Source organism: Alteriqipengyuania halimionae (genome assembly GCF_009827575.1).
GTDB classification, from domain to species: Bacteria; Pseudomonadota; Alphaproteobacteria; order Sphingomonadales; family Sphingomonadaceae; genus Alteriqipengyuania_A; species Alteriqipengyuania_A halimionae.
Genome location: NZ_WTYR01000001.1, coordinates 2,317,205 through 2,338,564, shown reverse-complemented (window position 1 = coordinate 2,338,564; position 21,360 = coordinate 2,317,205). Strand labels below are relative to the sequence as shown.

Annotated in this window: 21 protein-coding genes; 16 read left to right on the top strand and 5 right to left on the bottom strand. The window is 65.4% G+C overall.

The features are described 5' to 3' along the window. Positions 1 to 7: 7 nt before the first annotated feature. From ccoO to GRI68_RS11155, 9 genes are read left to right on the top strand one after another with little or no spacing between them, the layout of a single operon-like run. Positions 8 to 823: a cytochrome-c oxidase, cbb3-type subunit II gene (gene ccoO, locus GRI68_RS11195; RefSeq protein ID WP_160617319.1), complete on the top strand. Its 816-nt coding sequence runs from the start codon at positions 8 to 10 to the stop codon at positions 821 to 823. Next, positions 820 to 984: a cbb3-type cytochrome oxidase subunit 3 gene (locus GRI68_RS11190; protein ID WP_160617318.1), complete on the top strand. Its 165-nt coding sequence runs from the start codon at positions 820 to 822 to the stop codon at positions 982 to 984. The genes ccoO and GRI68_RS11190 overlap by 4 nt, the downstream gene beginning before the upstream one ends. Beyond that, positions 974 to 1,885, top strand: a complete 912-nt coding sequence (gene ccoP / locus GRI68_RS11185; RefSeq protein WP_160617317.1) for a cytochrome-c oxidase, cbb3-type subunit III — start codon at positions 974 to 976, stop codon at positions 1,883 to 1,885. The genes GRI68_RS11190 and ccoP overlap by 11 nt, the downstream gene beginning before the upstream one ends. Next, on the top strand, positions 1,872 to 3,476 hold the full coding sequence (ccoG, locus tag GRI68_RS11180; RefSeq protein WP_160617316.1) for a cytochrome c oxidase accessory protein CcoG: 1,605 nt from the start codon (positions 1,872 to 1,874) through the stop codon (positions 3,474 to 3,476). The genes ccoP and ccoG overlap by 14 nt, the downstream gene beginning before the upstream one ends. Continuing rightward, positions 3,473 to 3,919, top strand: coding sequence for a FixH family protein (locus tag GRI68_RS11175; RefSeq protein ID WP_160617315.1), 447 nt, complete (start codon positions 3,473 to 3,475; stop codon positions 3,917 to 3,919). The genes ccoG and GRI68_RS11175 overlap by 4 nt, the downstream gene beginning before the upstream one ends. Next, positions 3,916 to 6,048: a heavy metal translocating P-type ATPase gene (locus GRI68_RS11170; protein ID WP_160617314.1), complete on the top strand. Its 2,133-nt coding sequence runs from the start codon at positions 3,916 to 3,918 to the stop codon at positions 6,046 to 6,048. The genes GRI68_RS11175 and GRI68_RS11170 overlap by 4 nt, the downstream gene beginning before the upstream one ends. Further along, a complete protein-coding gene (gene ccoS / locus GRI68_RS11165; RefSeq protein WP_160617313.1) occupies positions 6,045 to 6,197 on the top strand; it encodes a cbb3-type cytochrome oxidase assembly protein CcoS in 153 nt (50 codons plus the stop codon). The genes GRI68_RS11170 and ccoS overlap by 4 nt, the downstream gene beginning before the upstream one ends. Then, positions 6,194 to 6,427 carry a hypothetical protein gene (locus GRI68_RS11160; protein WP_160617312.1) on the top strand — a complete coding sequence of 78 codons (234 nt, stop codon included), beginning with the start codon at positions 6,194 to 6,196 and terminating at the stop codon, positions 6,425 to 6,427. Before ccoS ends, GRI68_RS11160 begins: the two co-directional genes overlap by 4 nt. Before the next feature lie 16 nt (positions 6,428 to 6,443). Further along, positions 6,444 to 7,757 carry a radical SAM protein gene (locus tag GRI68_RS11155; RefSeq protein WP_160617311.1) on the top strand — a complete coding sequence of 438 codons (1,314 nt, stop codon included), beginning with the start codon at positions 6,444 to 6,446 and terminating at the stop codon, positions 7,755 to 7,757. Between the two features lie 6 nt (positions 7,758 to 7,763). Here GRI68_RS11155 and GRI68_RS11150 read toward each other — a convergent pair whose 3' ends face one another. From GRI68_RS11150 to GRI68_RS11140, 3 genes are read right to left on the bottom strand one after another with little or no spacing between them, the layout of a single operon-like run. Further along, positions 7,764 to 8,180, bottom strand: coding sequence for an acyl-CoA thioesterase (locus GRI68_RS11150; protein ID WP_160617310.1), 417 nt, complete (start codon positions 8,178 to 8,180; stop codon positions 7,764 to 7,766). 5 nt (positions 8,181 to 8,185) lie between these two features. After that, the gene (locus tag GRI68_RS11145; RefSeq protein ID WP_160617309.1) at positions 8,186 to 8,764 is read right to left on the bottom strand and encodes a DUF2939 domain-containing protein; all 579 of its coding nucleotides are present in this window, start codon (positions 8,762 to 8,764) and stop codon (positions 8,186 to 8,188) included. A gap of 9 nt (positions 8,765 to 8,773) precedes the next feature. Further along, on the bottom strand, positions 8,774 to 10,885 hold the full coding sequence (locus GRI68_RS11140) for a S9 family peptidase (RefSeq protein ID WP_234028912.1): 2,112 nt from the start codon (positions 10,883 to 10,885) through the stop codon (positions 8,774 to 8,776). Between the two features lie 201 nt (positions 10,886 to 11,086). Between GRI68_RS11140 and GRI68_RS11135 the strand changes: the two genes are divergently transcribed. The 4 genes from GRI68_RS11135 to GRI68_RS11120 all read left to right on the top strand — a co-directional run bounded on the left by GRI68_RS11135 (position 11,087) and on the right by GRI68_RS11120 (position 15,935). After that, entirely contained in the window at positions 11,087 to 12,892 is a 1,806-nt protein-coding gene (locus GRI68_RS11135) for an aminopeptidase P family protein (protein ID WP_160617308.1), read from the top strand. Between the two features lie 231 nt (positions 12,893 to 13,123). Further along, complete coding sequence (locus GRI68_RS11130; RefSeq protein WP_160617307.1) at positions 13,124 to 13,771, top strand: EF-hand domain-containing protein; 648 nt, start codon at positions 13,124 to 13,126, stop codon at positions 13,769 to 13,771. Positions 13,772 to 13,812: 41 nt separating this feature from the next. Beyond that, on the top strand, positions 13,813 to 14,544 hold the full coding sequence (locus GRI68_RS11125) for a response regulator (protein WP_160617306.1): 732 nt from the start codon (positions 13,813 to 13,815) through the stop codon (positions 14,542 to 14,544). After that, on the top strand, positions 14,541 to 15,935 hold the full coding sequence (locus tag GRI68_RS11120; RefSeq protein ID WP_325063802.1) for a sensor histidine kinase: 1,395 nt from the start codon (positions 14,541 to 14,543) through the stop codon (positions 15,933 to 15,935). Before GRI68_RS11125 ends, GRI68_RS11120 begins: the two co-directional genes overlap by 4 nt. Here the strand turns inward: GRI68_RS11120 and GRI68_RS11115 are convergent. Further along, complete coding sequence (locus GRI68_RS11115; RefSeq protein ID WP_325063801.1) at positions 15,932 to 17,629, bottom strand: helicase HerA-like domain-containing protein; 1,698 nt, start codon at positions 17,627 to 17,629, stop codon at positions 15,932 to 15,934. The two genes, GRI68_RS11120 and GRI68_RS11115, sit on opposite strands and share 4 nt — an antisense overlap. Between GRI68_RS11115 and pabB the strand changes: the two genes are divergently transcribed. The 3 genes from pabB to arfB are packed head-to-tail and all read left to right on the top strand — an operon-like array spanning position 17,588 to position 20,500. Next, positions 17,588 to 19,387: an aminodeoxychorismate synthase component I gene (pabB, locus tag GRI68_RS11110; RefSeq protein WP_160617304.1), complete on the top strand. Its 1,800-nt coding sequence runs from the start codon at positions 17,588 to 17,590 to the stop codon at positions 19,385 to 19,387. The two genes, GRI68_RS11115 and pabB, sit on opposite strands and share 42 nt — an antisense overlap. Further along, positions 19,384 to 20,091 (top strand): RluA family pseudouridine synthase, encoded by a 708-nt coding sequence (locus tag GRI68_RS11105; RefSeq protein ID WP_199799752.1) that lies wholly within the window; start codon positions 19,384 to 19,386, stop codon positions 20,089 to 20,091. Before pabB ends, GRI68_RS11105 begins: the two co-directional genes overlap by 4 nt. Beyond that, complete coding sequence (arfB, locus tag GRI68_RS11100) at positions 20,081 to 20,500, top strand: alternative ribosome rescue aminoacyl-tRNA hydrolase ArfB (RefSeq protein ID WP_160617303.1); 420 nt, start codon at positions 20,081 to 20,083, stop codon at positions 20,498 to 20,500. Before GRI68_RS11105 ends, arfB begins: the two co-directional genes overlap by 11 nt. Positions 20,501 to 20,507: 7 nt before the next feature. Here the strand turns inward: arfB and GRI68_RS11095 are convergent, their stop codons facing one another. Beyond that, positions 20,508 to 21,359, bottom strand: a complete 852-nt coding sequence (locus GRI68_RS11095; protein ID WP_160617302.1) for an FAS1-like dehydratase domain-containing protein — start codon at positions 21,357 to 21,359, stop codon at positions 20,508 to 20,510. Position 21,360 lies beyond the last annotated feature (1 nt).

Sequence of the window (21,360 nt, the reverse complement as noted above, 5' to 3'; positions counted from 1 at the left end):
GCGAGCAATGAGCAAACCTCACGACGAACCGACCGCAGCCCGTCCGCTTTCGGAGGAGCCGACTGACGTCGAAGCTGTGGTCAAGGGCCACGCCCGGCTGGAGCGCAACATCACGCTGCTGGCGATCTGCACCCTCATCGTGGTGGCGATCGGCGGACTGGTGCAGATCACGCCGCTGTTCTATCTCGACAACACGATCGAGAAGGTCGACGGCATGCGTCCGTATACCCCGCTCGAACAGGCCGGTCGCGACATCTACATCCGCGAAGGCTGCTATACCTGCCACAGCCAGATGATCCGTCCGTTCCGCGACGAGGTCGAACGCTATGGCCATTACAGCCTAGCGGCCGAGAGCATGTACGATCACCCGTTCCAGTGGGGATCGAAGCGTACCGGCCCCGATCTGGCGCGTGTCGGCGGACGCTATTCGGACGAATGGCACGTCCAGCACCTCGAGAACCCGCAGAGCGTGGTGCCCGAAAGCGTGATGCCGCAATACAGCTTCCTGGCCGAGACCAAGCTCGAGCTGGGCGATCCGGCGGCGCGGCTGAAGACGCTGCGCATGGTCGGCGTGCCCTATTCCGACAAGGATATCGGGCAGGCGATGGTCGATATCGTTCTCCAGGCAGATCCCGATGCCGATGGCGATGTCGAGGACTTCCTGCAGCGCTACCCCAAGGCGCAGGTGCGCGATTTCGATGGCGATCCGACCCGGGTCACCGAAATGGACGCCCTGATCGCCTATCTCCAGGTGCTCGGTACGCTGGTCGATGTCGACAGCGCCGCAGCGCAGGAGGAACTGGCCGAGGAGAAGGGCCGGTGACCGCTTACGATACCCTCCGCCACCTGGCCGACAGTTATGCCCTGATCGTGATGTTCTGCCTGTTCGTGGGGCTGTGTGCCTGGCCGTTCCGGCCCGGCGCCAAGACGCACAATCGCGATGCGGCTCAATCCATTTTCGAGGACGAGAACGATGGCGAATAAGCACATCGACGAAGCGACCGGCACCGAAACCGTCGGCCACGAATGGGATGGCATCGAGGAGCTCAACACCCCGCTTCCGCGCTGGTGGCTGTGGACCTTTTACCTGACGATCGTGTTCGCGATCGGTTACGTGATTGCCTTCCCTGCATGGCCGATGGTCGACAAGGCGACCGAAGGCGTGCTCGGCTGGACCAGCCGTTCGCAGCTCGCGAAGGAAATCGACGTGGCCGACCAGGCGCGCGAAAGCGTGCGCGAGGCACTGGCCCGCACGCCCATCGAGCGCCTGCCCGAAGACAGCCCGCTGATGCAGCAGGCGGTGGCCGGCGGCGGTGCGGCCTTCCGCGTCAACTGCGTGCAGTGCCACGGTTCGGGCGCCGCCGGTAACGCGGAGCTGGGCTATCCCAACCTCAATGACGACGACTGGCTGTGGGGCGGCGATCTCAAGGCGATCGAATACACGCTGACCCATGGTATCCGGCAAGCGGGCGACGACGAGACCCGCACCAGCCAGATGCCGACCTTTGCCGGTGCGTTCGACGGCGCGCAGCTCGATGCGCTGGTCGATCATGTCCTGTCGCTCAGCGGCAAGGGCAGGTCGAACCCGGTTGGTGCGCAGATCTACGCAGACAATTGCGTAGCCTGCCACGGCACCAATGGCGAAGGCAGCCGCGAAGTCGGCGCTCCGCGTCTGAACGATGCAATCTGGTTGCGGGGAAGCAGCCGGGAAGCGATCAAGCGGCAGATCCTGAACCCGCGCATGGGCGTCATGCCCAAGTGGGAAGGCCGGCTTGATCCCGTCACGATCAAGATGCTGGCCGCTTATGTCCACTCGCTCGGGGGAGGCGAAGACTTCGTAGAGGTCGCCGAAAATCCCGAGGTCGAAGTCGATGAGCAACCCTGACACGCCCGATGGCACAAACAAGCCGGCCCGCGGCCACGATGACGACGACGCCGTCGTGGTCGCGGACGGCATCGCAAAGACCAACGAACCGGTCAGCAGCGCCGTAGCCGAGCCCGGCGCCGCCACCCGGCGACACGAACCGCACGAGCCGCCGCGCCAGCACCTGCCGGAAAAGCTCTACGAAGCGCGCCAGAAGGTCCACAACAAGCGGATCGACGGCCCCTTCCGCCGCTTCAAGTGGCTGATGATGGTGATCACGCTCGGCATCTATTACGTCACGCCGTGGATCCGCTGGGATCGCGGGCCCTATGCGCCCGATCAGGCGGTGCTGGTCGATCTCGCCCACCGTCGCTTCTACATGTTCGGCATCGAGATCTGGCCGCAGGAATTCTATTTCGTCGCCGGTCTGCTGATCATGGCCGGGATCGGCCTGTTCCTCGTCACCAGCGCCGTCGGCCGCGCATGGTGCGGCTATGCCTGCCCGCAAACCGTCTGGACCGACCTGTTCCAGCATGTCGACCGCTTCATCGACGGCGATCGCAACGCGCGCATGCGGCTCGATGCCGCGCCCTGGACCTGGGGCAAGGTGTTCCGCCGCGGCTTCAAATGGGCGATCTACGCACTGATCGGCCTGGTGACCGGCGGCGCGTGGATCCTCTATTTTGCCGACGCGCCCACGCTATTGCGCGATTTCTTCGCCGGGGAAGCCGCGCCGGTCGCCTATATCACCGTCGCGATCCTGACGCTGACCACCGTCACTCTGGGCGGTTTCATGCGCGAGCAGGTGTGCATCTACATGTGCCCCTGGCCGCGCATCCAGTCGGCCATGCTCGACGAGAAGTCGCTGATCGTCACCTACAAGGACTGGCGCGGCGAACCGCGTGGCAGTCTCAAGAAGGCGAAGAAGAATCCGGGCGAGTTCGGCGATTGCATCGATTGCACCCAGTGCGTGCAGGTGTGCCCGACCGGGATCGACATTCGCGAAGGGCCGCAGATCGGCTGCATCACCTGCGCGCTGTGCATCGATGCCTGCGACAAGGTGATGGCCGATATCGGCCGTCCGCGCGGATTGATCGATTATGCCACGCTCGAGGATTGCGAACGCGAAGCGGCGGGCGAAGAGCCGCGTTCCCCGTGGCGCACGATCCTGCATCCGCGCACGATCGCCTATTCCCTGATCTGGGCCGGGATCGGCGGCGCGATGCTGTTCGCCCTCGGCGTGCGCAGCCACACCGACATCAGCGTCTCGCCCGACCGCAATCCGCCCTATATGCTGATGAGCGATGGCTCGATCCGCAATTCCTACACGCTCAAGCTGCGCAACATGGAAAGTCGCCCGCGCGATATGGAAATCGCGATCGACGGCTTGCCCGGCGGGATGATGTGGACCGATACGATCAATCGCGATGAAGCCGCGTCGACGCAGATCTTCACCGTGCCGGCAGACCAGACGCGGACGGTGCGGGCCTATGTGGTCGCTCCCGCAGACGTCAGCGCGCGCGATTTCACCTTCCGCATTACCTCGCAGGATCCGCAGCGCGAAACCGACACAGCCGAAACGCGCTTCGATGCACCGGGAGAAAGCCAATGAGACGCGAATTCACCGGACGGCACATGCTCGCGATTCTCGTGGGCGGGTTCGGCATCGTCATCGCCGTGAACTTCTACATGGCGAGCCAGGCGGTCAGCGGCTTCAGCGGTGTGGTGGTCGAGAACTCCTATGTCGCGAGCCAGAAGTTCAACACCTGGCTCGACGAATCGCAGGCACAGGAGGACCTCGGCTGGTCGCTCGAACTCGATCGCGAGAATGACGGCCGACTGGCGGGCCTCGCCGAGGGCGTGCCGGCCGGTGCCAGGGTCACGGCTACGTTGCGCCGCCCGCTGGGCGCGCATGAAACACGCGATCTCGTTTTCGCCAGCCAGGGCGATGGTCGCTACATTTCCGAAACCGCGATTCCCGACGGGCGCTGGATCGCGCGCGTGTCCATTGCATCGGGCGACGATGCCTGGGTGGACGAGCAGCGGATCGAATGAACGCGCCCGCCGCCATCGATACAGCCAAAGGCTCCGCGCTGGTCGACACAAGGCTGACCGTGCCGGGCATGCGTTGCGCAGGCTGCATCGCCAAGATCGAGCGCGGCCTGGCCGAGGTCGACGGTATCGAAGCGGCGCGGGTCAATTTCTCGGCCAAGAGGGTCGCGGTACGGCATCTTTCCCGGGTCGATGAAGATCGGCTGGTGGAGGAACTGCGCCACCTCGGGTTCGAATCGCAAGCCCTGTCGGACAATCCGCTGGGGCAGGACGATCGCGAGGCGCGCCTGCTGCTGCGCGCGCTGGCGGTGGCCGGGTTCGGCATGATGAACATCATGCTGCTGTCGGTGGCCGTGTGGTCGGGCGCAGGCGGCGTGACCCGCGACCTGTTCCACTGGCTGTCTGCGATCATCGCGCTGCCGGTAATCGCCTATGCCGGGCGCCCGTTCTTCGCCTCCGCCGCGATGGCGCTGCGTTACCGCCGCACCAATATGGATGTGCCGATCTCGATCGGCGTGCTGCTGGCGACCGGGTTGAGCCTCTACGAAGCCGTCACCGGCGGAGAGCATGCCTATTTCGACAGCGCCGTGATGCTGCTGTTCTTCCTGCTGGCAGGGCGCGCGCTCGATTCGGCGATGCGTTCGCGCACACGCGCAGGGATCGGCGCGCTGCTGGGTCGGATGGGCCGCAATGCCGGGATCGTGCAGGATGACGGATCGATCATCCGCATGGCGGCCGAGGATTTGCAGCCGGGCATGGTCATGCTCGTCGCCGCCGGAGAAGCGCTCGCCGCCGACGGCGTGATCGAAGACGGCAGCGGATCGATCGACAATGCCATGCTGACCGGCGAAAGCACCCCCGAACAGGTGTCTGTCGGCGCGCAGGTGCATGCCGGGGCGATCAATTTGCTCGATCCGATCCGCGTCCGCATCACCGCCACCGGCAGCGATACCGCCCTTGCCGAGATAGCACGGTTGATGGACGAAGCGGGCCAGTCGCGCAGCCGCTATGTGCGGATCGCCGATCGGGCTTCGCGCCTCTACGCGCCTGCCGTGCATTCGCTCGCCGCGCTGGCGTTCGTCGGGTGGATGATCGCGGGAGCGGGGTGGCACCAGTCGCTGGTGATCGCGATTGCGGTGCTGATCATCACCTGCCCCTGCGCGATGGGGCTGGCCGTGCCCGCCGCACAAGTGGTCGCTTCGGGCGCCCTCATCCGCAAGGGCTTGCTGGTGAAGGATGGCAGCGCGCTCGAACGCCTGGCCGAAGTCGATCGCGTGGTGTTCGACAAGACCGGAACGCTGACATTGGGCGAGATGCGCGCCGACATCGCTCCGCTCGATGCGCGTCAGCGCTCCGTTGCGCTCGCGCTTTCCCAGTCTAGCCGGCATCCCTTGAGCATCGGGCTGGCGAAATCGCTCACCGATGCAGGCGTTGCCCCGGCCGACGTGACCGACATCGCCGAAACCGGTGGCATCGGCGTCACAGGCCAGTTCGAAGGCCACCCGGTCGCACTGCAAAAGCCAGCCGAACAGACCGGCGGTCCCCAGGTCGCCCTAGTGATCGACGGGCGCGCTGCCACCATCGCCTTCGCCGACCGCATCCGTCCCGATGCGCGCGCAGCCGTCGAACGGCTCGAGCGCGCCGGGCTTTCGGCTTCGATCCTGTCGGGCGATGGTCAGGCGGCGGTGACTTCCGTTGCCCGTGATCTGGGCATTTCCGGAGCGGGCGAGATCGCACCGTCGGGCAAACTCGCCGCGCTCGAAGTGATGAAGGCCGAAGGGCATTTCCCACTGATGATCGGCGACGGGCTCAACGATGGACCCGCGCTGGCCGCCGCGCACGCCTCGATCGCGCCGGGCACTGCCAGCGATGCGAGCCAGCAGGCCGCCGATGCCGTGTTCATCGGGGAGCGCCTGATGCCGGTCGCGATCGCGGTCGCGGTGGCGCGCCGCACGATGCAGGTCGTGCGCCAGAATTTCGGCTTCGCGGTGGTCTACAATGTCTGCGCCGTCCCGCTTGCGCTGGCGGGGCTGGTGACGCCCCTGGTCGCCGCGATAGCCATGTCGCTGAGCTCGCTGGTCGTGGTCGGCAACTCGCTGCGCCTCGCCCGCGCCGCAAAGGATTTCGCATGAGCGTGCTGGCCTATCTGATCCCGGTCGCGCTCGGCATGGGCCTGCTTGGGCTGGCGATGTTCTTCTGGGCGATGCGCGACGGCCAGTTCGAGGACCTCGATGGCGCGGCGAACCGCATCCTGATCGATGACGAGGAGGACGAGCAATGAATGTGGTGTGGCCTGCCGCCCTCGCGCTGCTCCCCGCGGCGATCGGCCCGCTGCCGAGCGAGCCGGACAGCTTCACCTTCGCGCTTTGCGGCAGCAGCCGCGTGATCACGATCGAGCTCAATGGCAAGGCGCCCGTGCCCAAACAGGTCCCGCCGTGCCACGGCAAGGGGTGCCATGGGGGCGATTGCCGCAAGAAGTTTGATCGAGCGCAAAGACAGGCCCCCGAATAGCCGTAATGAGGGGGGCATGTGGACTTATCACCCCGACCTGCTCGCCACGCCTGTGCCGCGTTACACCAGCTTCCCCACCGCCGCCGAATTCGGCGATCTGTGGCCGGGCGACCATCGCAAGGCGCTGCAAAGCGTCAAAGGCGATGTCTCGCTCTATCTGCATATCCCGTTTTGCGAGAAGATCTGCTTCTATTGCGGGTGCAACACCGGCGCGGCCGGAAAGCGCGGCCGGCTCGAATCCTATCTGACCGCGCTTCACTGCGAGATCGCCACGGTTTCGGCGCTGCTTCCGGAAGGCACCAGGGTGCGCCGCGTCTCGTTCGGCGGGGGTAGCCCCAATGCGATCGCGCCGGATGAATTCCTCGCGCTGGTGCATGCGCTGGAGCAGAATTTCGAGCTTGAGGATCCGACCTATTCGATCGAGCTCGATCCGCGCACGATGACGCGCGAATTCGCCGCCGCGATCGAAACCGCCGGCGTCGAGCGCGCCAGCCTCGGGGTCCAGACCTTCGCCGAACACTGCCAGCGCCGAATCGGACGGATTCAGTCGGAAGACACCATCGTTCAAGCGACTGATTGGCTACGCTCCGCAGGCGTCACCTCGCTCAATTTCGATCTGATGTACGGGCTGCCGGGCCAGTCGCGCGACGATCTGCTCGACAGCCTGACCCGCACCCGCGTGCTCGGCGCCGACCGTGTCGCGCTGTTCGGCTATGCCCATGTGCCGCATATCGTCCCGCGACAGCGCGCGATCGACACCTCCGACATGCCCGGCGCCGAAGAACGCTTCGCCATGGCCAAGCTCGGCTTCGGTTACATGGTCACGCATGGCTACACGCCGGTCGGGTTCGATCACTTCGCCAAGCCGGGAGGCGATCCGCTCGCCCATGCCGCCTTCGACGGGACTTTGCGGCGCAATTTCCAGGGCTTCACCGACGATGGTGCGCCCAATCTGATCGGACTGGGCTCGTCGGCGATCAGCTCTTTCCCCAACCTGCTGGTGCAGAATGAGAAGAACAGCGGGAAGTACCGTATGCGCGCCGGCGCCGGTTTGCTGGTGCCCGAACGCGGCGTGATGCGCAGTCACGACGACCGCGAGCGCGGCGCGATCATCGAGGCTCTGCTGTGCCATAGCCGGGCGACGGTGCCCCATCGCCTGCTGGCGGAAGTGCAGGACCGGCTTGCGGTGTTCGTCGAGCGCGGATTCGCGACGCTGGAAGGCGAGCGGCTTGCGATCGAGACCGAAGGCCTGCCCTATGCGCGCACCATCGCAGCGCTGTTCGATCCATACCGCGCCGAATCGCAGCGTCGCTTCAGCTCGGCGGTATGACCGTCGTCAGTCGGTCGGTTCGCCGAACGGTTCGAAGGGCGCGGCTATGTCGAGACGAACGCGCTGCGGGCGGCCGCTGGCCTTGTCGATCATCGCCCAAGTCGTGTTGGCGCTGACCACCACCTTGCCTTCGGCATTGCGGAAATCGACCCGGCGATCGAACCGCGCACCCTTGGGCGGCGCAGGGATAAAGGTCTCGGCGGTCACGGTCTCGCCTTCGGACACATTGCCGCGATAATCGATCTCGTGTCGCGTCACCATCCAGACATAGGCGGCGCGATCCTCTGGCCGCGCGACCTTGTCCCAATGGCTGGTCGCGACGTCCTGGATCCAGCGCACCCAGACGGCATTATTGACGTGGCCGAGCTCGTCGATGTGCTCGGGCGCGGCGGTAAAGGCCAGGGTGAAGCGGTTGTCCGCCATGCTTGTCAGATACGCGGGATCAGTTCGGACGGCTTCATCTCGATGCCGACCAGGTCCCAGCCCAGCCCATCGCGCTCGAACAGCAGGGTCGGCCCGGCGGCACCGTCGGCATTCGCCGTGGCGACCTGGAAGCTCGAAAAGCCAGTGCGACGGATATCGTAGGACATCGCGTCACTCGCTCTGGCGGAGCGCGGTCCCAAATTGTCCGATTGCTGGTCCGCTTGCGAGCCGGGAGCGGGTTCGATCGCCTGACGGGCTTTCGTGCCCTTGGACACGGCGTCCGTGACCCATTCCGGCGTTACCATGCCATCGACGATCCGGTCGCCGACGCCAAGGCCAAGCGCCGCTCCTGCAACCGCGCCCAACGCGCCGTCTTCGGACGATGTCGCTTCGGCAAGCGCGGTGCGCAGCTGGCCTTTGATCGATTCACGCAAGCGGGCGAAATCGACCCGCTCCTCGAGTTCCGCCGCATTACCCGTTTGCGCGGCATCGCGCAGTCCATCGAGCGCCATCAGCGGGGAGGCGTACCACCACCCGCCGACAAGCACGGCAAGCGCCAGGATCAGGGCGACGATTTTCTTCATGAGCGCTGATTACTCCGCTGCGTTCTGGGTCATGCCCATCTGCCACAGGATGAAGGCGAATTCTTCCGCCACCTCGTAGATCGACTGAAAACGTCCGGATTTGCCGCCATGGCCCGCACCCATATTGGTCTTGAGCAGCAGCGTGTTGTCGTCGCCTTTACGGTCGCGCAGCTTGGCAACCCATTTGGCCGGCTCCCAATAGGTGACGCGCGGGTCGTTGAGCCCGGCGGTGACCAGCATGGGCGGGTAATCCTGCGCCACCACCTGATCGTATGGGCTGTAGCTGAGGATATAGGCGAAGGCCTGCTTGCTGGTGATCGGGTCGCCCCATTCGGGCCATTCGCCCGGCGTCAGCGGCAGCGATTCATCGAGCATGGTGTTGAGCACGTCGACGAACGGCACATGCGCCACCACCGCGCCCCACAGATCGGGATCGGTATTGACGATCACGCCCATCAGTTCGCCACCTGCCGAACCGCCGCTCGCGGTGATCTTGCCCTTCTCGGTATAGCCGAGATCGGCGAGGCCTTTCGCGACGTCGACGAAATCGTTGAACGTGTTGGCGCGCTCGTTGAGCTTGCCCTGGAGATACCAGTTGCGGCCCAGATCGTCGCCGCCGCGGATATGCGCGATGGCATAGGCGAAGCCGCGATCGACGAGGCTGAGGCGCGTGGTCGAGAAGCCCGGCGGCACCGCATAGCCGTATGCGCCATAGGCATAGAGGTGGAGCGGGCCGGGGCCTTCGGCGCGATCCTTGCGCATCACGATGCTGATGGGGATTTTCGTGCCGTCGCGCGCGGTGATCTCCACCCGCTCGGTGCGGTAGAGATCCTTGTCGTAGCCGCTCGGGATTTCCTGTTCTTTCAGCAGTTCGAGCGACCCGTCGCCGAGGTGATAATCATAGACGCTGTCGGGCGTGACCATGCTTTCATAGGCCAGTCGCAACCGGTCGGCATCGTATTCGGGATTGTTCGACAGGCCCGCATCGTAGCTCGCCTCGGGGAAGGCGATGGGGCGGATTTGCGAAGGGTCGGAATAGTCGCGGATCTGCACCTGATCGAGGCCGGCCAGGCGGCCTTCGGTGACGTAGAAATCCTTGAACAGCGCGACGTCGGTAAGATAAAACTCGTCCGATCCGGGGATCAGCGTGGTCCATGCGCCCGGCGCCTCGAGTGCAGCGGTGGCGAGGCGGAAATTCACGTGCTCGTCATTGGTGTGAACGAACAGTGTCCCGTCGCGCACATCGACATCGTACTCAACGCCCTTTTCGCGCGGCTTGACCATGATCTGCTCGCCGGTCGGATCGTCGGCGCGCACCAGGCGGACTTCGCTCGTCTCGTTGTCGCCCGTCGCGATCACCAGCCAGTCGTCCTGCGCGGAAAGCCCGGCGCCGACGCGGAAGCCGTCATCCTCCTCCCTGTAGAGCTCGATATCGTCCTCGGCGCTCTGGCCGATCCAGTGGAGACGGGCATTGTCGGTCCGCCAATTGGCATTGGCCTTGCCATAGACGAGCCCCTTGTCGCCCGCGACCCAGACGAGGCTGGAGAGCGTTTCGGGGATCGTGTCGGGAAGCAATTTGCCGGTTTCGAGATCCTTGATCCGCGCGGTAAAGCGTTCGGAGCCGTTGTCGTCGAAACTGTAGGCGAGATAGCGCCCGTTCTGGCTGACGCTGAACGCGCCGAGGCGGAAATATTCCTTGCCCTCGGCCAGCTCGTTCTCGTCGAGGATCAGCTCAGCGTCACCCCCGGCGACGGGGCGGCGATACCATTGTCGGTATTCCTTCCCCTGCTCGAACTCGGTCCAGTAGAGGAAATCGCCGTCCTTCTGCGGCACCGAGGTATCGTCTTCCTTGATACGCCCCTTCATCTCTTCGAACAGCGTGTCGACCAGCTCTTTGTGCGGGGCCATATTGGCCTCGAACCAGGCGTTTTCCGCTTTCAGGTAATCGAGCACATCCTCGTCATCGACCTTCGGATAGGATTGGTCCTTCAGCCAGTGATAGGGATCGGCGATCGTGATGCCGTGGCGCGAATATTCGTAATCGCGCTTTTCCGCCACCGGAGGCGCGCTGGGGGTCTCGGTCAATTCGGTATCCTTGGATGTCTGGTCGGCCTGCGCCATCAGCGGGGCAGGGAGCCATGCGGCAAGCGTGGCAGCAAGGGCGAGCATTCTGTTCAAGCGAAGGTCTCCTGCGACCTGTCGGCCGCTTCTGGCGCGACGCTAATGAGCGCCTCGCGCGGCGTAAAGCGACTTCGGTGGCGAGCGGCGGTTCGATGCCCTATATTGTCGTAAACACGAATTCACGAAAGCGAGTCCCGACCCATGCTGATGCAAACCCACGAAGCCCGTCTCTCCGCCCTGCGCGAGGAATTGAAGCGACGGGGGCTCGATGGGTTTGTGGTGCCGATTTCGGACGAGCATATGAGCGAATATGTCGGCGAATACGCCCAGCGCCTCGCCTGGCTGACCGGCTTCGGCGGCAGCGCCGGGTCGGCCGTCGTGATGCAGGATCGCGCGGCGATGTTCACCGATGGCCGTTACACCGTGCAGGTGCGCGAGCAGGTCGACGGCAATCTGTTCGATTATGAAGACGTCCCGGCGACCTCGCCGGCCAAGTGGATCGCCGAGCATGCCGAAAAGGGCGCACGGATCGGATACGATTCGTGGCTCCACGGGGTCGAATGGGCCGAAGCGGCGGAAAAGCTGTTCGCCAAGAAGGGCATCGAACTGGTCGCGGTCGACGGCAATCCGATCGACGCGGTGTGGGCCGATCGCCCGCAACCCTCGCTCGCCCCCGCCGTCCCGCATGACGATGCCTATGCCGGGCGCTCGAGCTCGGACAAGCGCTCCGAAGTCGCCGACTGGCTCAAGTCCGAAGGCTACGACGCCACCGTCGTCACCGCACTCGATTCGGTTGCCTGGCTGCTCAACATGCGCGGGGCCGACATTTCGAACACCCCGGTCGCGCTTTCCTACGTGCTCGCCCATGCCGATGGCACGGCGGAACTTTTCATCGCGCCCGACAAGGTCACGCCCGAGCTGACCCAGCATCTAGGCAATGCCGTACATGTACGCGATCGCGCGGATTTCCAGCCCGCGCTGGCAAAACTGAAGGGCAAGACCGTGGCGGTCGATCCGAACCACGCGGTGGCCGGGATTTTCCACGCGCTCGACGCGGGCGGCGCGAAGGTCGTGCGCGATGCCGATCCGGCCGTCCTGCCCAAGGCGATCAAGACGCCTGCCGAACAGCAGGGCCATCGCGACGCCCAGGCACGCGACGGCGCGGCGGTCTCGCGATTCCTGCGCTGGATCTCGATCGAAGCGCCCAAGGGCAATGTCGACGAGCTGACCGCCGTCGCCAAACTACGGGAGTTCCGCGAGGCGACCGGCGAATTGAAGGATGGCAGCTTCGACACGATCAGCGCCGCCGCCGGCCATGCCGCGCTGCCGCATTACAAGGTCGATGAAGACAGCAATATCCCGATCCCGCCGTCGAGCATCTTCCTGTGCGATTCGGGCGGGCAGTATCTCGACGGGACGACCGACATCACCCGCACCGTCTGGGTCGGCCCGGGCGAGCCGACCGCCGAGATGGTGGATCGCAACACGCGCGTGCTGAAGGGCCATATCGAACTCGCGCTCGCGACCTTCCCCAATCGCACCAGCGGCGGCGCGCTCGATGTGCTGGCGCGGATGCATTTGTGGCAGGCGGGCGTCGATTACGGCCACGGTACCGGCCATGGTGTGGGCAGCTACCTCTCGGTGCACGAAGGCCCGCAGCGTATCTCCAAGCCCGGCGGCGCCTTCCCCGGGACCGAGACCGAATTGCGCGAAGGCATGATCCTCTCGAACGAGCCGGGCTATTACAAGCCGGGCGAATACGGCATCCGGATCGAAAACCTCATCCTCGTGAAGGACGCAGGGATCGAAGGGGCAGAGGGCAAGTATCTCGGTTTCGAAACGCTCACTTTCGTCCCGCTCGATCGGACGCTGGTGAACAAGGACCTGCTGACCGACCGCGAAATCGCCTGGTGGAACGACTATCATGCCGAAGTGCGCGCGATCGTCGCCCCGCAGCTCGACGGCGATGATCTCGCCTGGCTCGAGGAGCAGTGCCGCCCGCTGTAGACCGCAGCGTCCCGTCTGCTCGTAGAAAGGGTATCGTCAGCCTCGAACTTGCGAATGGATGAACACCGAGTGCCGTCTGCGACAATCTGCGACAAATCCCGTCCGTTCGGGCATAATCCTGTGACAGGCGCGGCCTAGAACGGGATGACAGCGGATCGGGCTTTGCCCCCGTCTTCCCCCTCCGGCCCGGTCCGCTGGCCATGTTTCATGACGGTGTAGAGGACGATGACGATGAAAAAGACGATTTTGACACTCGGTGCGGCGGCGCTCGCAATGACTGGCGCGGCCCAGGCCCAGGACCGTACGCAGCCGCGCCCCGGCGCCGATCGCGTGATTACCAAGGCCGACCATGACGCCCGCGCGGCTAAGATGTGGCAACGCCTCGACGTCAATGGCGATGGCGTACTCGATCAGGCCGATCGAAGCGCGCGCATGGCCAAGCGGTTCGAGAGAATCGACGCGAACGGCGATGGCGAGGTGACGCAGGCTGAAATGCAGGCCGCGCGCGAAGCGCGCCAGGCGAAGCGTGCCGAGCGTCGCGCCCAGCGCAGCGAACGTCGTTTCGCCCGCCTCGATGCCGACAATAGCGGCGGTCTGTCGCAGGAAGAACTCAATGCTGGTCGGGCCAAAATGGGCGGAAAGGCCAGCGAGCGGCGCGGCAAGATGAAGCGCGGTGGCAAGCGCGGTCGCGGCGGGGCCATGGCGATGCTCCGACAGGCCGATACCAACGGTGACCAGCGCATCACGCTGGCCGAGTTCGAAGCCGCCCATGCCAAGCGCTTTGCCGCGATGGACGCGAATGGCGACGGCCAGGTGACCGCCGCCGAGCGCAAGGCTGCGCGCGATAAGATGCGCAGCCAGCGTCGCGGGCAGCGCTGACTTGCGGGCGTGCTGGCAACCGCTCAGGACCCGATAGATTTATGAGCGAAGAAAGCGTGCCCCACCTCCTGTTGGTCGACGACGAGCCGACCTTGCGCGAACCCCTGGCGGAGTATCTCTCCGGCCAGGGGTTCGACGTGACCGAGGCCGACACCGCGGCCCAGGCACGGAGCCGCTTGCAGGAAATGGCGTTCGATCTCGCGCTGGTCGACATCATGATGCCGGGCGAGGACGGGCTTTCGCTCACGCGCCACCTGATCGAAGCGCGCGACCTGCCGACCATCCTGCTGACCGCACGCGGCGAAGCGACCGACCGGATCGTCGGGCTCGAAATCGGGGCCGACGATTACGTTACCAAGCCGTTCGAACCGCGTGAGTTGGTGGCACGCATCCGCTCGGTGCTACGGCGGATGAACCGCCACGAGCCAGTCGGTGAAGGTGACACGGCGCTCTATGGTTTCGATGGCTGGACGCTCGATCCCACGCGCCAGCGCCTGACCGATCCCGATGGGGTGCTGGTCGAGATCACCACGGCGGATTTCCGCCTTCTCAAGGCATTGCTCGACCATTCGAGTCAGGTGCTCGATCGCGATCGGCTGCTCGATCTCGTGCAAGGGCGCGAACAGCACATGTTCGATCGGGCGATCGACAATCAAGTGTCGCGCCTTCGCCGCAAGATGGCGCGCGAGGGTGAGGAGCAGTTGATCCAGACCGTGCGCGGCGGAGGCTATCGTCTTGCCGCCGACATCCGCCGGTTCACACCCGGCCGGTGAAGCGGTGGCTGCCCTCCAGCCTGCTTGGGCAGGTGCTGCTGGCGATTGCGCTGGCGCTCATGGCGGCGCAGGCGTTCAACGCCGCGTTGCTCTATCGCGGGCAGGTCGAACGCCAGGAGAGCTCGCTGGCCAATGCGCTCGCCTTCCGCTTGCTCGCGCCAGGCCCCGGGGCCTGGCGGTTCGAACCTTCGCCGGGACTGCGCGAGCGCCGGCGCGCCGGACGGGGCAACGGTCGCAGGTCCGCGCGGATGCGCGACGACAATCCGATCCGCGCTAACGAGCCGCGCGCCACAGCCATCGAAGACCGTCTGCGCGACATTCTTCGTTTGCAGGGGTATGCGCCGCACGAATTGCAGGTCGTCCGGCGAGGAGTCGATCAGGACGCCGACGCGTTGCGTTTTCTCGCTGCGCGTGCGCGCCGGCAGGGGGCAGATCCGGACGCCGTCCCCGATACCCTGCTCCTCGCAGTTTCTCGTGAAACCGCGACATCGCAATGGCGTGTCGTCCGCGTGCCCGAACCGCCCCGCACCAATGGCCGCGCGATTGCCGGGCTTGTCGTGCAGACGCTGATCCTCACGCTCGCCCTGTTCGTCGTGCTGTTTTTCGTGCTGCGGCGGATCACTGGGCCGCTTGCCGCTCTCACCACGCGCACGCGCGAATTCGCCGCGCGCCCATCGGAAACGGCGGCTCTCGAGCCTTCAGGCCCTTCCGATGTGCGGGCATTGATCGAAGCGCACAACGCGCTCGAAGCGCGGATTGCGGGTTTGCTCGATGAAAAGGACGTGATGCTCGGCGCGATCGGTCACGATCTCAAGACGCCGCTGGCTGCCTTGCGCGTGCGGATCGAAAGCGTGGGCGACGATGAGCAGCGCACGAAAATGGCCGCAGGCGTGGCCGAGCTCGACCGGATGCTCGACGACATTCTCTCGCTGGCCCGGATAGGACGGCCGGTGGATGTGCCCGAGCGGCTCGATCTGGCCGCGCTCGCCGCCAGTGTGGTCGAGGAATACGAGGATCGCGGCAAGCCGGTCACGCTCGAAGCGCCAGCGCGGGCAGTGGGGGCTTTCCGTCCGACCTGGATTGCGCGGGCCTTGCGCAATCTGATCGACAATGCGCTGCGCTATGGCGGTTCCGCGCATGTTTCGCTGGTGCGCGATAGCGATGCGGTGGTGTTGAACGTGGCCGATGAAGGGCCCGGCATTCCCGAAGATCGGATCGCTGCGATGATGGAGCCGTTCCAACGTGGCGAGGCTTCGCGCAATCGTACCACAGGTGGATCGGGTCTCGGCCTCACGCTGGCCCGCGCGATTGCCGAGCAGCATGGCGGCACCTTGGGACTGGGCAACCGGCCAGAAGGCGGACTCGAAGCCCGGCTGCGCCTCCCGCTTTAGCGCATCAACCCGCCGATCAGATTGCGCACGAAGCGCCCGGCGAGCGGGCCAGCCAGATCGGTCGCGAGCGATCCGGCCGCCGAGGTTACGCCCGATGCGACCGGGTTGGCGCGCGAGCGCTTGCCCAGGATCGTGCGTCCCATTTTTCCCGCAGCAGAGCTGGCGGCGGTCTTGCTGCCGCGCTTCCAGGCCTTTTCCCAGATGCTGGGCGATTTGCGTTCGCGCTTGGCGACTTCCTCGCGGCCCTTCTCGCCCACCTCTTCGGCGGTTTCGGCGGCGTCGGCGGCCTTCTGCGCGAGCACTTCGGCTGCGCTTTCGCGATCGATCGCCTCGTCATATTTGCCCACGAACGGGCTATCGACCTGGATCTGGCCGCGTTCGGCGGCAAGCAGTGGGCCGAGCCGCGAGCGCGGCGGCACGATCCTGGTCCGCTCGACCACGCCCGGTGCGCCGTGTTCGTCGAGCGTCGAAACCAGCGCCTCGCCGGTCTTCAATTCGGTGATCGCCTGCTCGACGTCGAGATCGGGATTGATCCGAAACGTTTCCGCCGCCGCCCTGATCGCGCGCTGGTCGCGCTTGGTGAAGGCGCGCAGGGCGTGTTGGACGCGGTTGCCCAATTGTCCGGCGATTTCCTCGGGGATGTCGATCGGGTTCTGGGTGACGAAGAACACGCCGATGCCTTTCGACCGTACGAGCCGCACAACCTGCTCGACCTTGTCCATCAGCGCCTTGGGCGCGTCGTCGAACAGAAGATGCGCCTCGTCGAAGAAGAATACCAGCTTCGGCTTGTCTGGATCGCCGACTTCGGGAAGCGCTTCGAACAGTTCGGCCAGGAGCCACAGCAGGAAGGTGGCGTAGAGCTTGGGGCTGCGCATGAGCTTGTCGGCTGCAAGGATATTAATCCGCCCGCGACCGTCTTCCAGCGTCATGAAATCGGCGATCTCGAAAGCCGGCTCGCCGAAGAAGCGGTCTGCGCCCTGCCGTTCGAACGCCAGCAATTGGCGCTGGATCGCGCCGATGCTCTGGCTCGAGACATTGCCGTATTGCAGTTTCAACTCTTTCGCATTCTCGCCCACCGCGACGAGGACGCTGCGCAGATCGTCGAAATCGAGGAGCAGCAAGCCGTTGTCATCTGCCCACTGAAAAGCGATCGCGAGCACGCCTTCCTGCGTGTCGTTCAGATCGAGCAGACGAGCGAGCAGCAGCGGCCCCATTTCGGAAACGGTGGTGCGGATCGGATGGCCCTGTTCGCCGAACAGATCCCACAACACGGTCGGATTGCCTTCATAGGCGAAATCCTCGACCCCCAGCTCGGTGATCCGGGATTCGATCTTGTCGGCATGCTTGAAGGCGGCGCTGCCCGGCATGGCGATCCCGGCAAGGTCGCCCTTCACGTCGGCGGCGAACACCGGCACGCCCGCGCGGCTGAACTGTTCGGCCATGGTCTGCAATGTCACGGTCTTGCCGGTGCCGGTTGCGCCGGCGACCAACCCGTGCCGGTTCGCCTGGTCGAGCCGCAAATACTGCGACGTGCCGTCCGCCGTCTTGCCGAGGAAGATATCGCCCATTCGCCGCTCCCGTGATCGATCGCGGCCTGTTTGGCGCGATGAGCGGCTTTTGCAAAGCCCGAACCCTCGGCTAGGGCAACGGCCATGGTCGCCCCTTTGATCCTGCTCGACGATGCGCGTGCGCAAGGTGCGGCGCCGACCCGGTTGTATCGCGATCCGATCGAACTGGTGATGGCGCGAACCGGAGCGGAGGTGGCCCCGGCGCTCGACCGCCTCGATGCGTTGCGCGACGCCGGCAAACACCTGGCGGGCTATCTGGCGTATGAAGCGGGCTACGCGCTCGAGCCGCGGCTCGCGCCGCTACTCGTGGATCGTCGGGGTTCCGGTCCTCTGGTGTGGTTTGGCGCGTTCGACGGGTACGAGGAATTCGCACCCGGCACGCTCCCGCCCGATTGGCCCGATGGCGGCGCTTCGATCGGCCCGCTCGAACCGGCGATCTCGCCGGGTACGTATTTCGCCGCTTTCGAGCGGCTGCAGGAGGCGATCCGGGCGGGCGATATCTACCAGGCCAACCTGACCCTGCCGCTGGTGGGACGAGCGCATGGCGATCCGCGCGCGCTCTACGCCGCAATCAGACAACGCGCGGCGGCCGGGTATGGCGGTGTGGTGCACGATGGCAGCGATTGGTTGCTGAGCTTCTCGCCCGAATTGTTCGTCGCGCATGATGGCGAGACGATTCGCGCCAAGCCGATGAAGGGCACCCGCCCGCGCGGCGGAGATCCGGCCCGGGACGATTCCCTGCGCGCCGAGCTTTCCGAAAGCGTAAAGGATCGGGCAGAAAACCTGATGATCGTCGATCTGCTACGCAACGACCTGTCGCGGATCGCGGTGCCCGGCAGCGTGACGGTCGATTCGCTGTTCGCGGTCGAAAGCTATCCCAGCGTCCACCAGATGGTCAGCACGATCCATGCCGAGCTCGCGCCCGGCACCGGTGTCGGCCAGATGATGCACGCCCTGTTTCCCTGCGGATCGATTACCGGCGCGCCCAAGATTCGCGCGATGGAGCTGATCGCCGAGGTCGAGCGTGACGCGCGCGGTGCCTATTGCGGCGCGATCGGGCGGATCGATCCGCCCTCGTCAGAAAAGTCGGCTGGCGAAGCAGCGTTCAATGTGGCAATCCGCACATTGCGTGTCTCGGCACCCGAAAACGGGTGGAGCCGCGCGGTGCTGGGGGTGGGATCGGCGGTGGTCGCCGATTCGCAAGGCTTGGCCGAATGGCGCGAATGCCAAGTGAAAGGGGACTTCGTGCGAAGCAGCTCAGCCGCTCAATTCGACTTGTTCGAAACCATGCGCTTTTCGCCCGAAGAGGGCGTGCCGCTGCTCGAACTGCATCTCGAACGGATCGGCAATAGCGCTCTGTCCTTTGGCTTTGCCTTCGATCGTCACGAGGTTCGCAATGCGATCCAGGCGCTGGCATTTGAAGCCGTTGCACCGGCGAGATTGCGACTCAGCGTGTCGCGCAGCGGACGTTTCGCATTGGAAATGGGCACGCTGCCCGAACCGGCCACGCGCCCGGTGCGTTGCGCCGTCCTGCCGCTGCCGGTGGATGAGGGCGACTGGCGGCTCCGCCACAAATCGACCGATCGCGGTTTCTACAACGCGGCGCGCGATGTCGCGCGCGACGCCGGAGCGGATGAAGCGATTTTCGTGCGCGACGATGGCCACGTGACCGAAGGCACGATCTGGTCGATCTTCGTCGAGCGCGACGGCAGGCTGCTCACCCCGCCGATCACCGACGGCTTGCTGCCGGGCGTGTTGCGACGATCGCTGATCAATCAGGCGCGCGCGGTCGAAGCGCCACTGACCCTCGACGATCTGGCGGATGGTTTCCTCGTCGGCAACGCCTTGCGCGGGCTGGTCGCTGCGGAATTGTTCGTCAAATGAGCGTGTCGCTGAAATCCATGGCGATCCTGTTCGAGGATGGCGAGGCGCTGGTGATCGACAAGCCGGCGGGCCTGCCGATCGAGAAACCGCGTCGCGGCGGCCAGAGCCTCGAAGACGATCTCGACGCGCTCAAGCTCGGCTTCCAGCGCCCTCCCGTGCCGGTCCACCGGATCGATACCGATACGTCCGGCTGCCTGCTGCTCGCGCGCAATCCGAAGGCCTTGAAACGCTTCGCCCGCGCGTTCGAGGAACGCGAGGTCGAAAAGCGCTATCTCGGCGTGCTCGACGGCGTGCCCGAGGCGGATGAAGGCACGATTGAGCTGTCGCTGGCGAAAACCAGCAGCAAGCAGGGCGGATGGCGGATGATCGCCGCGAAGAAGGGCAAACCCTCGATCACGCACTGGCGCAAGCTGGCCGAAGTGGACGGCAAGGCGCTGATCGCCTTCCGACCCGAGACCGGCCGCACCCACCAGATCCGCATCCACGCGCTGGCCGGGATCGGGCTGCCGCTGCTCGGCGATCCGGTTTATGGCAAGGGCAACCGGACCATGCTTCACGCAGCCGGACTGTTGGTGCAGCGCGAGGGCAAGCCGCCGATCGCGGCGCATGCGCCGTTCCCGCAGCAGTTCTCCGATCTGGGATTTGCCGATCCCGGCGAAGCCGATCCGTTCGATCGCCAAACCGGTCCGGACGATGTCGATTAACGAGACGATCCAGCGCGCGCATACGATCGCGGAGGAGAGCTTCATTGCCGCCTCCGGCCCCGGCGGGCAGAACGTCAACAAGGTCGCCACGGCGGTGCAATTGCGGGTCAACGCCTATGCGCTGCGCCTGCCGGTGCCGGTGTTCAAGCGGCTGCAAACACTCGCCGGAAGCAAGTGGACCGATGCCGGCGAAGTGCTGATCACCGCCAAGAGCCACCGTACGCAGGAACGCAATCGCGCCGATGCCCGCGACCGGATGGAGGAATTGCTGCGCGAGGCGCATCGCCAGCCCAAGAAGCGCGCGAAAACGCGGCTCAACCGCCTCAACAAGCGCAAACGGCTCGACCAGAAGAAACAGCGCGGCGCGATCAAGGCCAAACGCGGCGCGGTGAAGCCGGGCGATTACTGAACGAAGATCAGAGGCTGGCTTCGGCCCGCACGACCTCGCGCCCGTCGGCGGCAAACGCGCCCAGCGCATAGTCATCGCCGTCGCGCCGCATCGCGAGCAGCAATTTGTCGCCCGCGATCGCTGGGCTTACCGCGCGGAAGGCGAAGCGTGAGAGGGCATTCGGTCCCAGTTCGCGCGCCGCCAGGTCGAGCAGCAAGGTCGCCATCAGCGGACCGTGCACCACAAGCCCTCGATAGCGCTCGATGCCGCGGGCATAGGGCGCATCGTAGTGGATGCGGTGGGTGTTGAAGGTGAGCGCGGAGAAGCGGAACAACAGCGGCGGCCCCGGCGTCAGCTCGCGAACCGTGTCCCACGCGCTGCCGTCGAACCCGTTTCCTCCGCCTGCCGGAGGCACCAGTGCCGCGTCCGGCGCGGCGGCTTCGCGATAGACGAGATGCTGGCTCTCACGCAGTGCGAGCGTGCCGTTGGCGAGCGTTTCATGCGCGACGGTGACGAAGGCCAGCTTGCCGCTGCGCCCGTCCTTCTCGGCGATTGCTGCAATCCGGCTGACCCGCTCGATCGTATCGCCGGGTGCGAGCGGGGCGAGGAATTCGACCTCGCTCGAGGCCCACATCCGGCGCGGCAGCGGGACGGGGGGATAAAAGCTGTCCTCGCTCTCATCGCGCGCGGGATGGCCGTCCTTTCCCAGCATCGCGGTTGGCGCGTCGGGCGTGCACAGGCACCAGTGGATGCCCTGCGGCATTATGCCATTGTCGGGCATATCGCGATCGAGAGTCGCGAGCCAGCGCGCCGCAAGGGCGGGGTCGAGCGTGTCGCTGCGCCGTTCCTCGCGCCCGATCCAGCCATCCCAGTCGCTCATC

What these genes read in the sequence shown, in the direction of transcription:
- GRI68_RS11145 (WP_160617309.1), bottom strand. Translation starts at nt 8,764, where the DNA reads ATGAAGAAAATCGTCGCCCTGATCCTGGCGCTTGCCGTGCTTGTCGGC.
- GRI68_RS11155 (WP_160617311.1), top strand. Translation starts at nt 6,444, where the DNA reads ATGTGGACTTATCACCCCGACCTGCTCGCCACGCCTGTGCCGCGTTAC.
- ccoS (WP_160617313.1), top strand. Translation starts at nt 6,045, where the DNA reads ATGAGCGTGCTGGCCTATCTGATCCCGGTCGCGCTCGGCATGGGCCTG.
- pabB (WP_160617304.1), top strand. Translation starts at nt 17,588, where the DNA reads ATGGTCGCCCCTTTGATCCTGCTCGACGATGCGCGTGCGCAAGGTGCG.
- arfB (WP_160617303.1), top strand. Translation starts at nt 20,081, where the DNA reads ATGTCGATTAACGAGACGATCCAGCGCGCGCATACGATCGCGGAGGAG.
- GRI68_RS11170 (WP_160617314.1), top strand. Translation starts at nt 3,916, where the DNA reads ATGAACGCGCCCGCCGCCATCGATACAGCCAAAGGCTCCGCGCTGGTC.
- GRI68_RS11160 (WP_160617312.1), top strand. Translation starts at nt 6,194, where the DNA reads ATGAATGTGGTGTGGCCTGCCGCCCTCGCGCTGCTCCCCGCGGCGATC.
- GRI68_RS11095 (WP_160617302.1), bottom strand. Translation starts at nt 21,359, where the DNA reads ATGAGCGACTGGGATGGCTGGATCGGGCGCGAGGAACGGCGCAGCGAC.
- GRI68_RS11150 (WP_160617310.1), bottom strand. Translation starts at nt 8,180, where the DNA reads ATGGCGGACAACCGCTTCACCCTGGCCTTTACCGCCGCGCCCGAGCAC.
- GRI68_RS11125 (WP_160617306.1), top strand. Translation starts at nt 13,813, where the DNA reads ATGAGCGAAGAAAGCGTGCCCCACCTCCTGTTGGTCGACGACGAGCCG.
- ccoO (WP_160617319.1), top strand. Translation starts at nt 8, where the DNA reads ATGAGCAAACCTCACGACGAACCGACCGCAGCCCGTCCGCTTTCGGAG.
- GRI68_RS11135 (WP_160617308.1), top strand. Translation starts at nt 11,087, where the DNA reads ATGCTGATGCAAACCCACGAAGCCCGTCTCTCCGCCCTGCGCGAGGAA.
- ccoP (WP_160617317.1), top strand. Translation starts at nt 974, where the DNA reads ATGGCGAATAAGCACATCGACGAAGCGACCGGCACCGAAACCGTCGGC.
- GRI68_RS11175 (WP_160617315.1), top strand. Translation starts at nt 3,473, where the DNA reads ATGAGACGCGAATTCACCGGACGGCACATGCTCGCGATTCTCGTGGGC.
- GRI68_RS11140 (WP_234028912.1), bottom strand. Translation starts at nt 10,885, where the DNA reads ATGGCGCAGGCCGACCAGACATCCAAGGATACCGAATTGACCGAGACC.
- GRI68_RS11105 (WP_199799752.1), top strand. Translation starts at nt 19,384, where the DNA reads ATGAGCGTGTCGCTGAAATCCATGGCGATCCTGTTCGAGGATGGCGAG.
- ccoG (WP_160617316.1), top strand. Translation starts at nt 1,872, where the DNA reads ATGAGCAACCCTGACACGCCCGATGGCACAAACAAGCCGGCCCGCGGC.
- GRI68_RS11130 (WP_160617307.1), top strand. Translation starts at nt 13,124, where the DNA reads ATGAAAAAGACGATTTTGACACTCGGTGCGGCGGCGCTCGCAATGACT.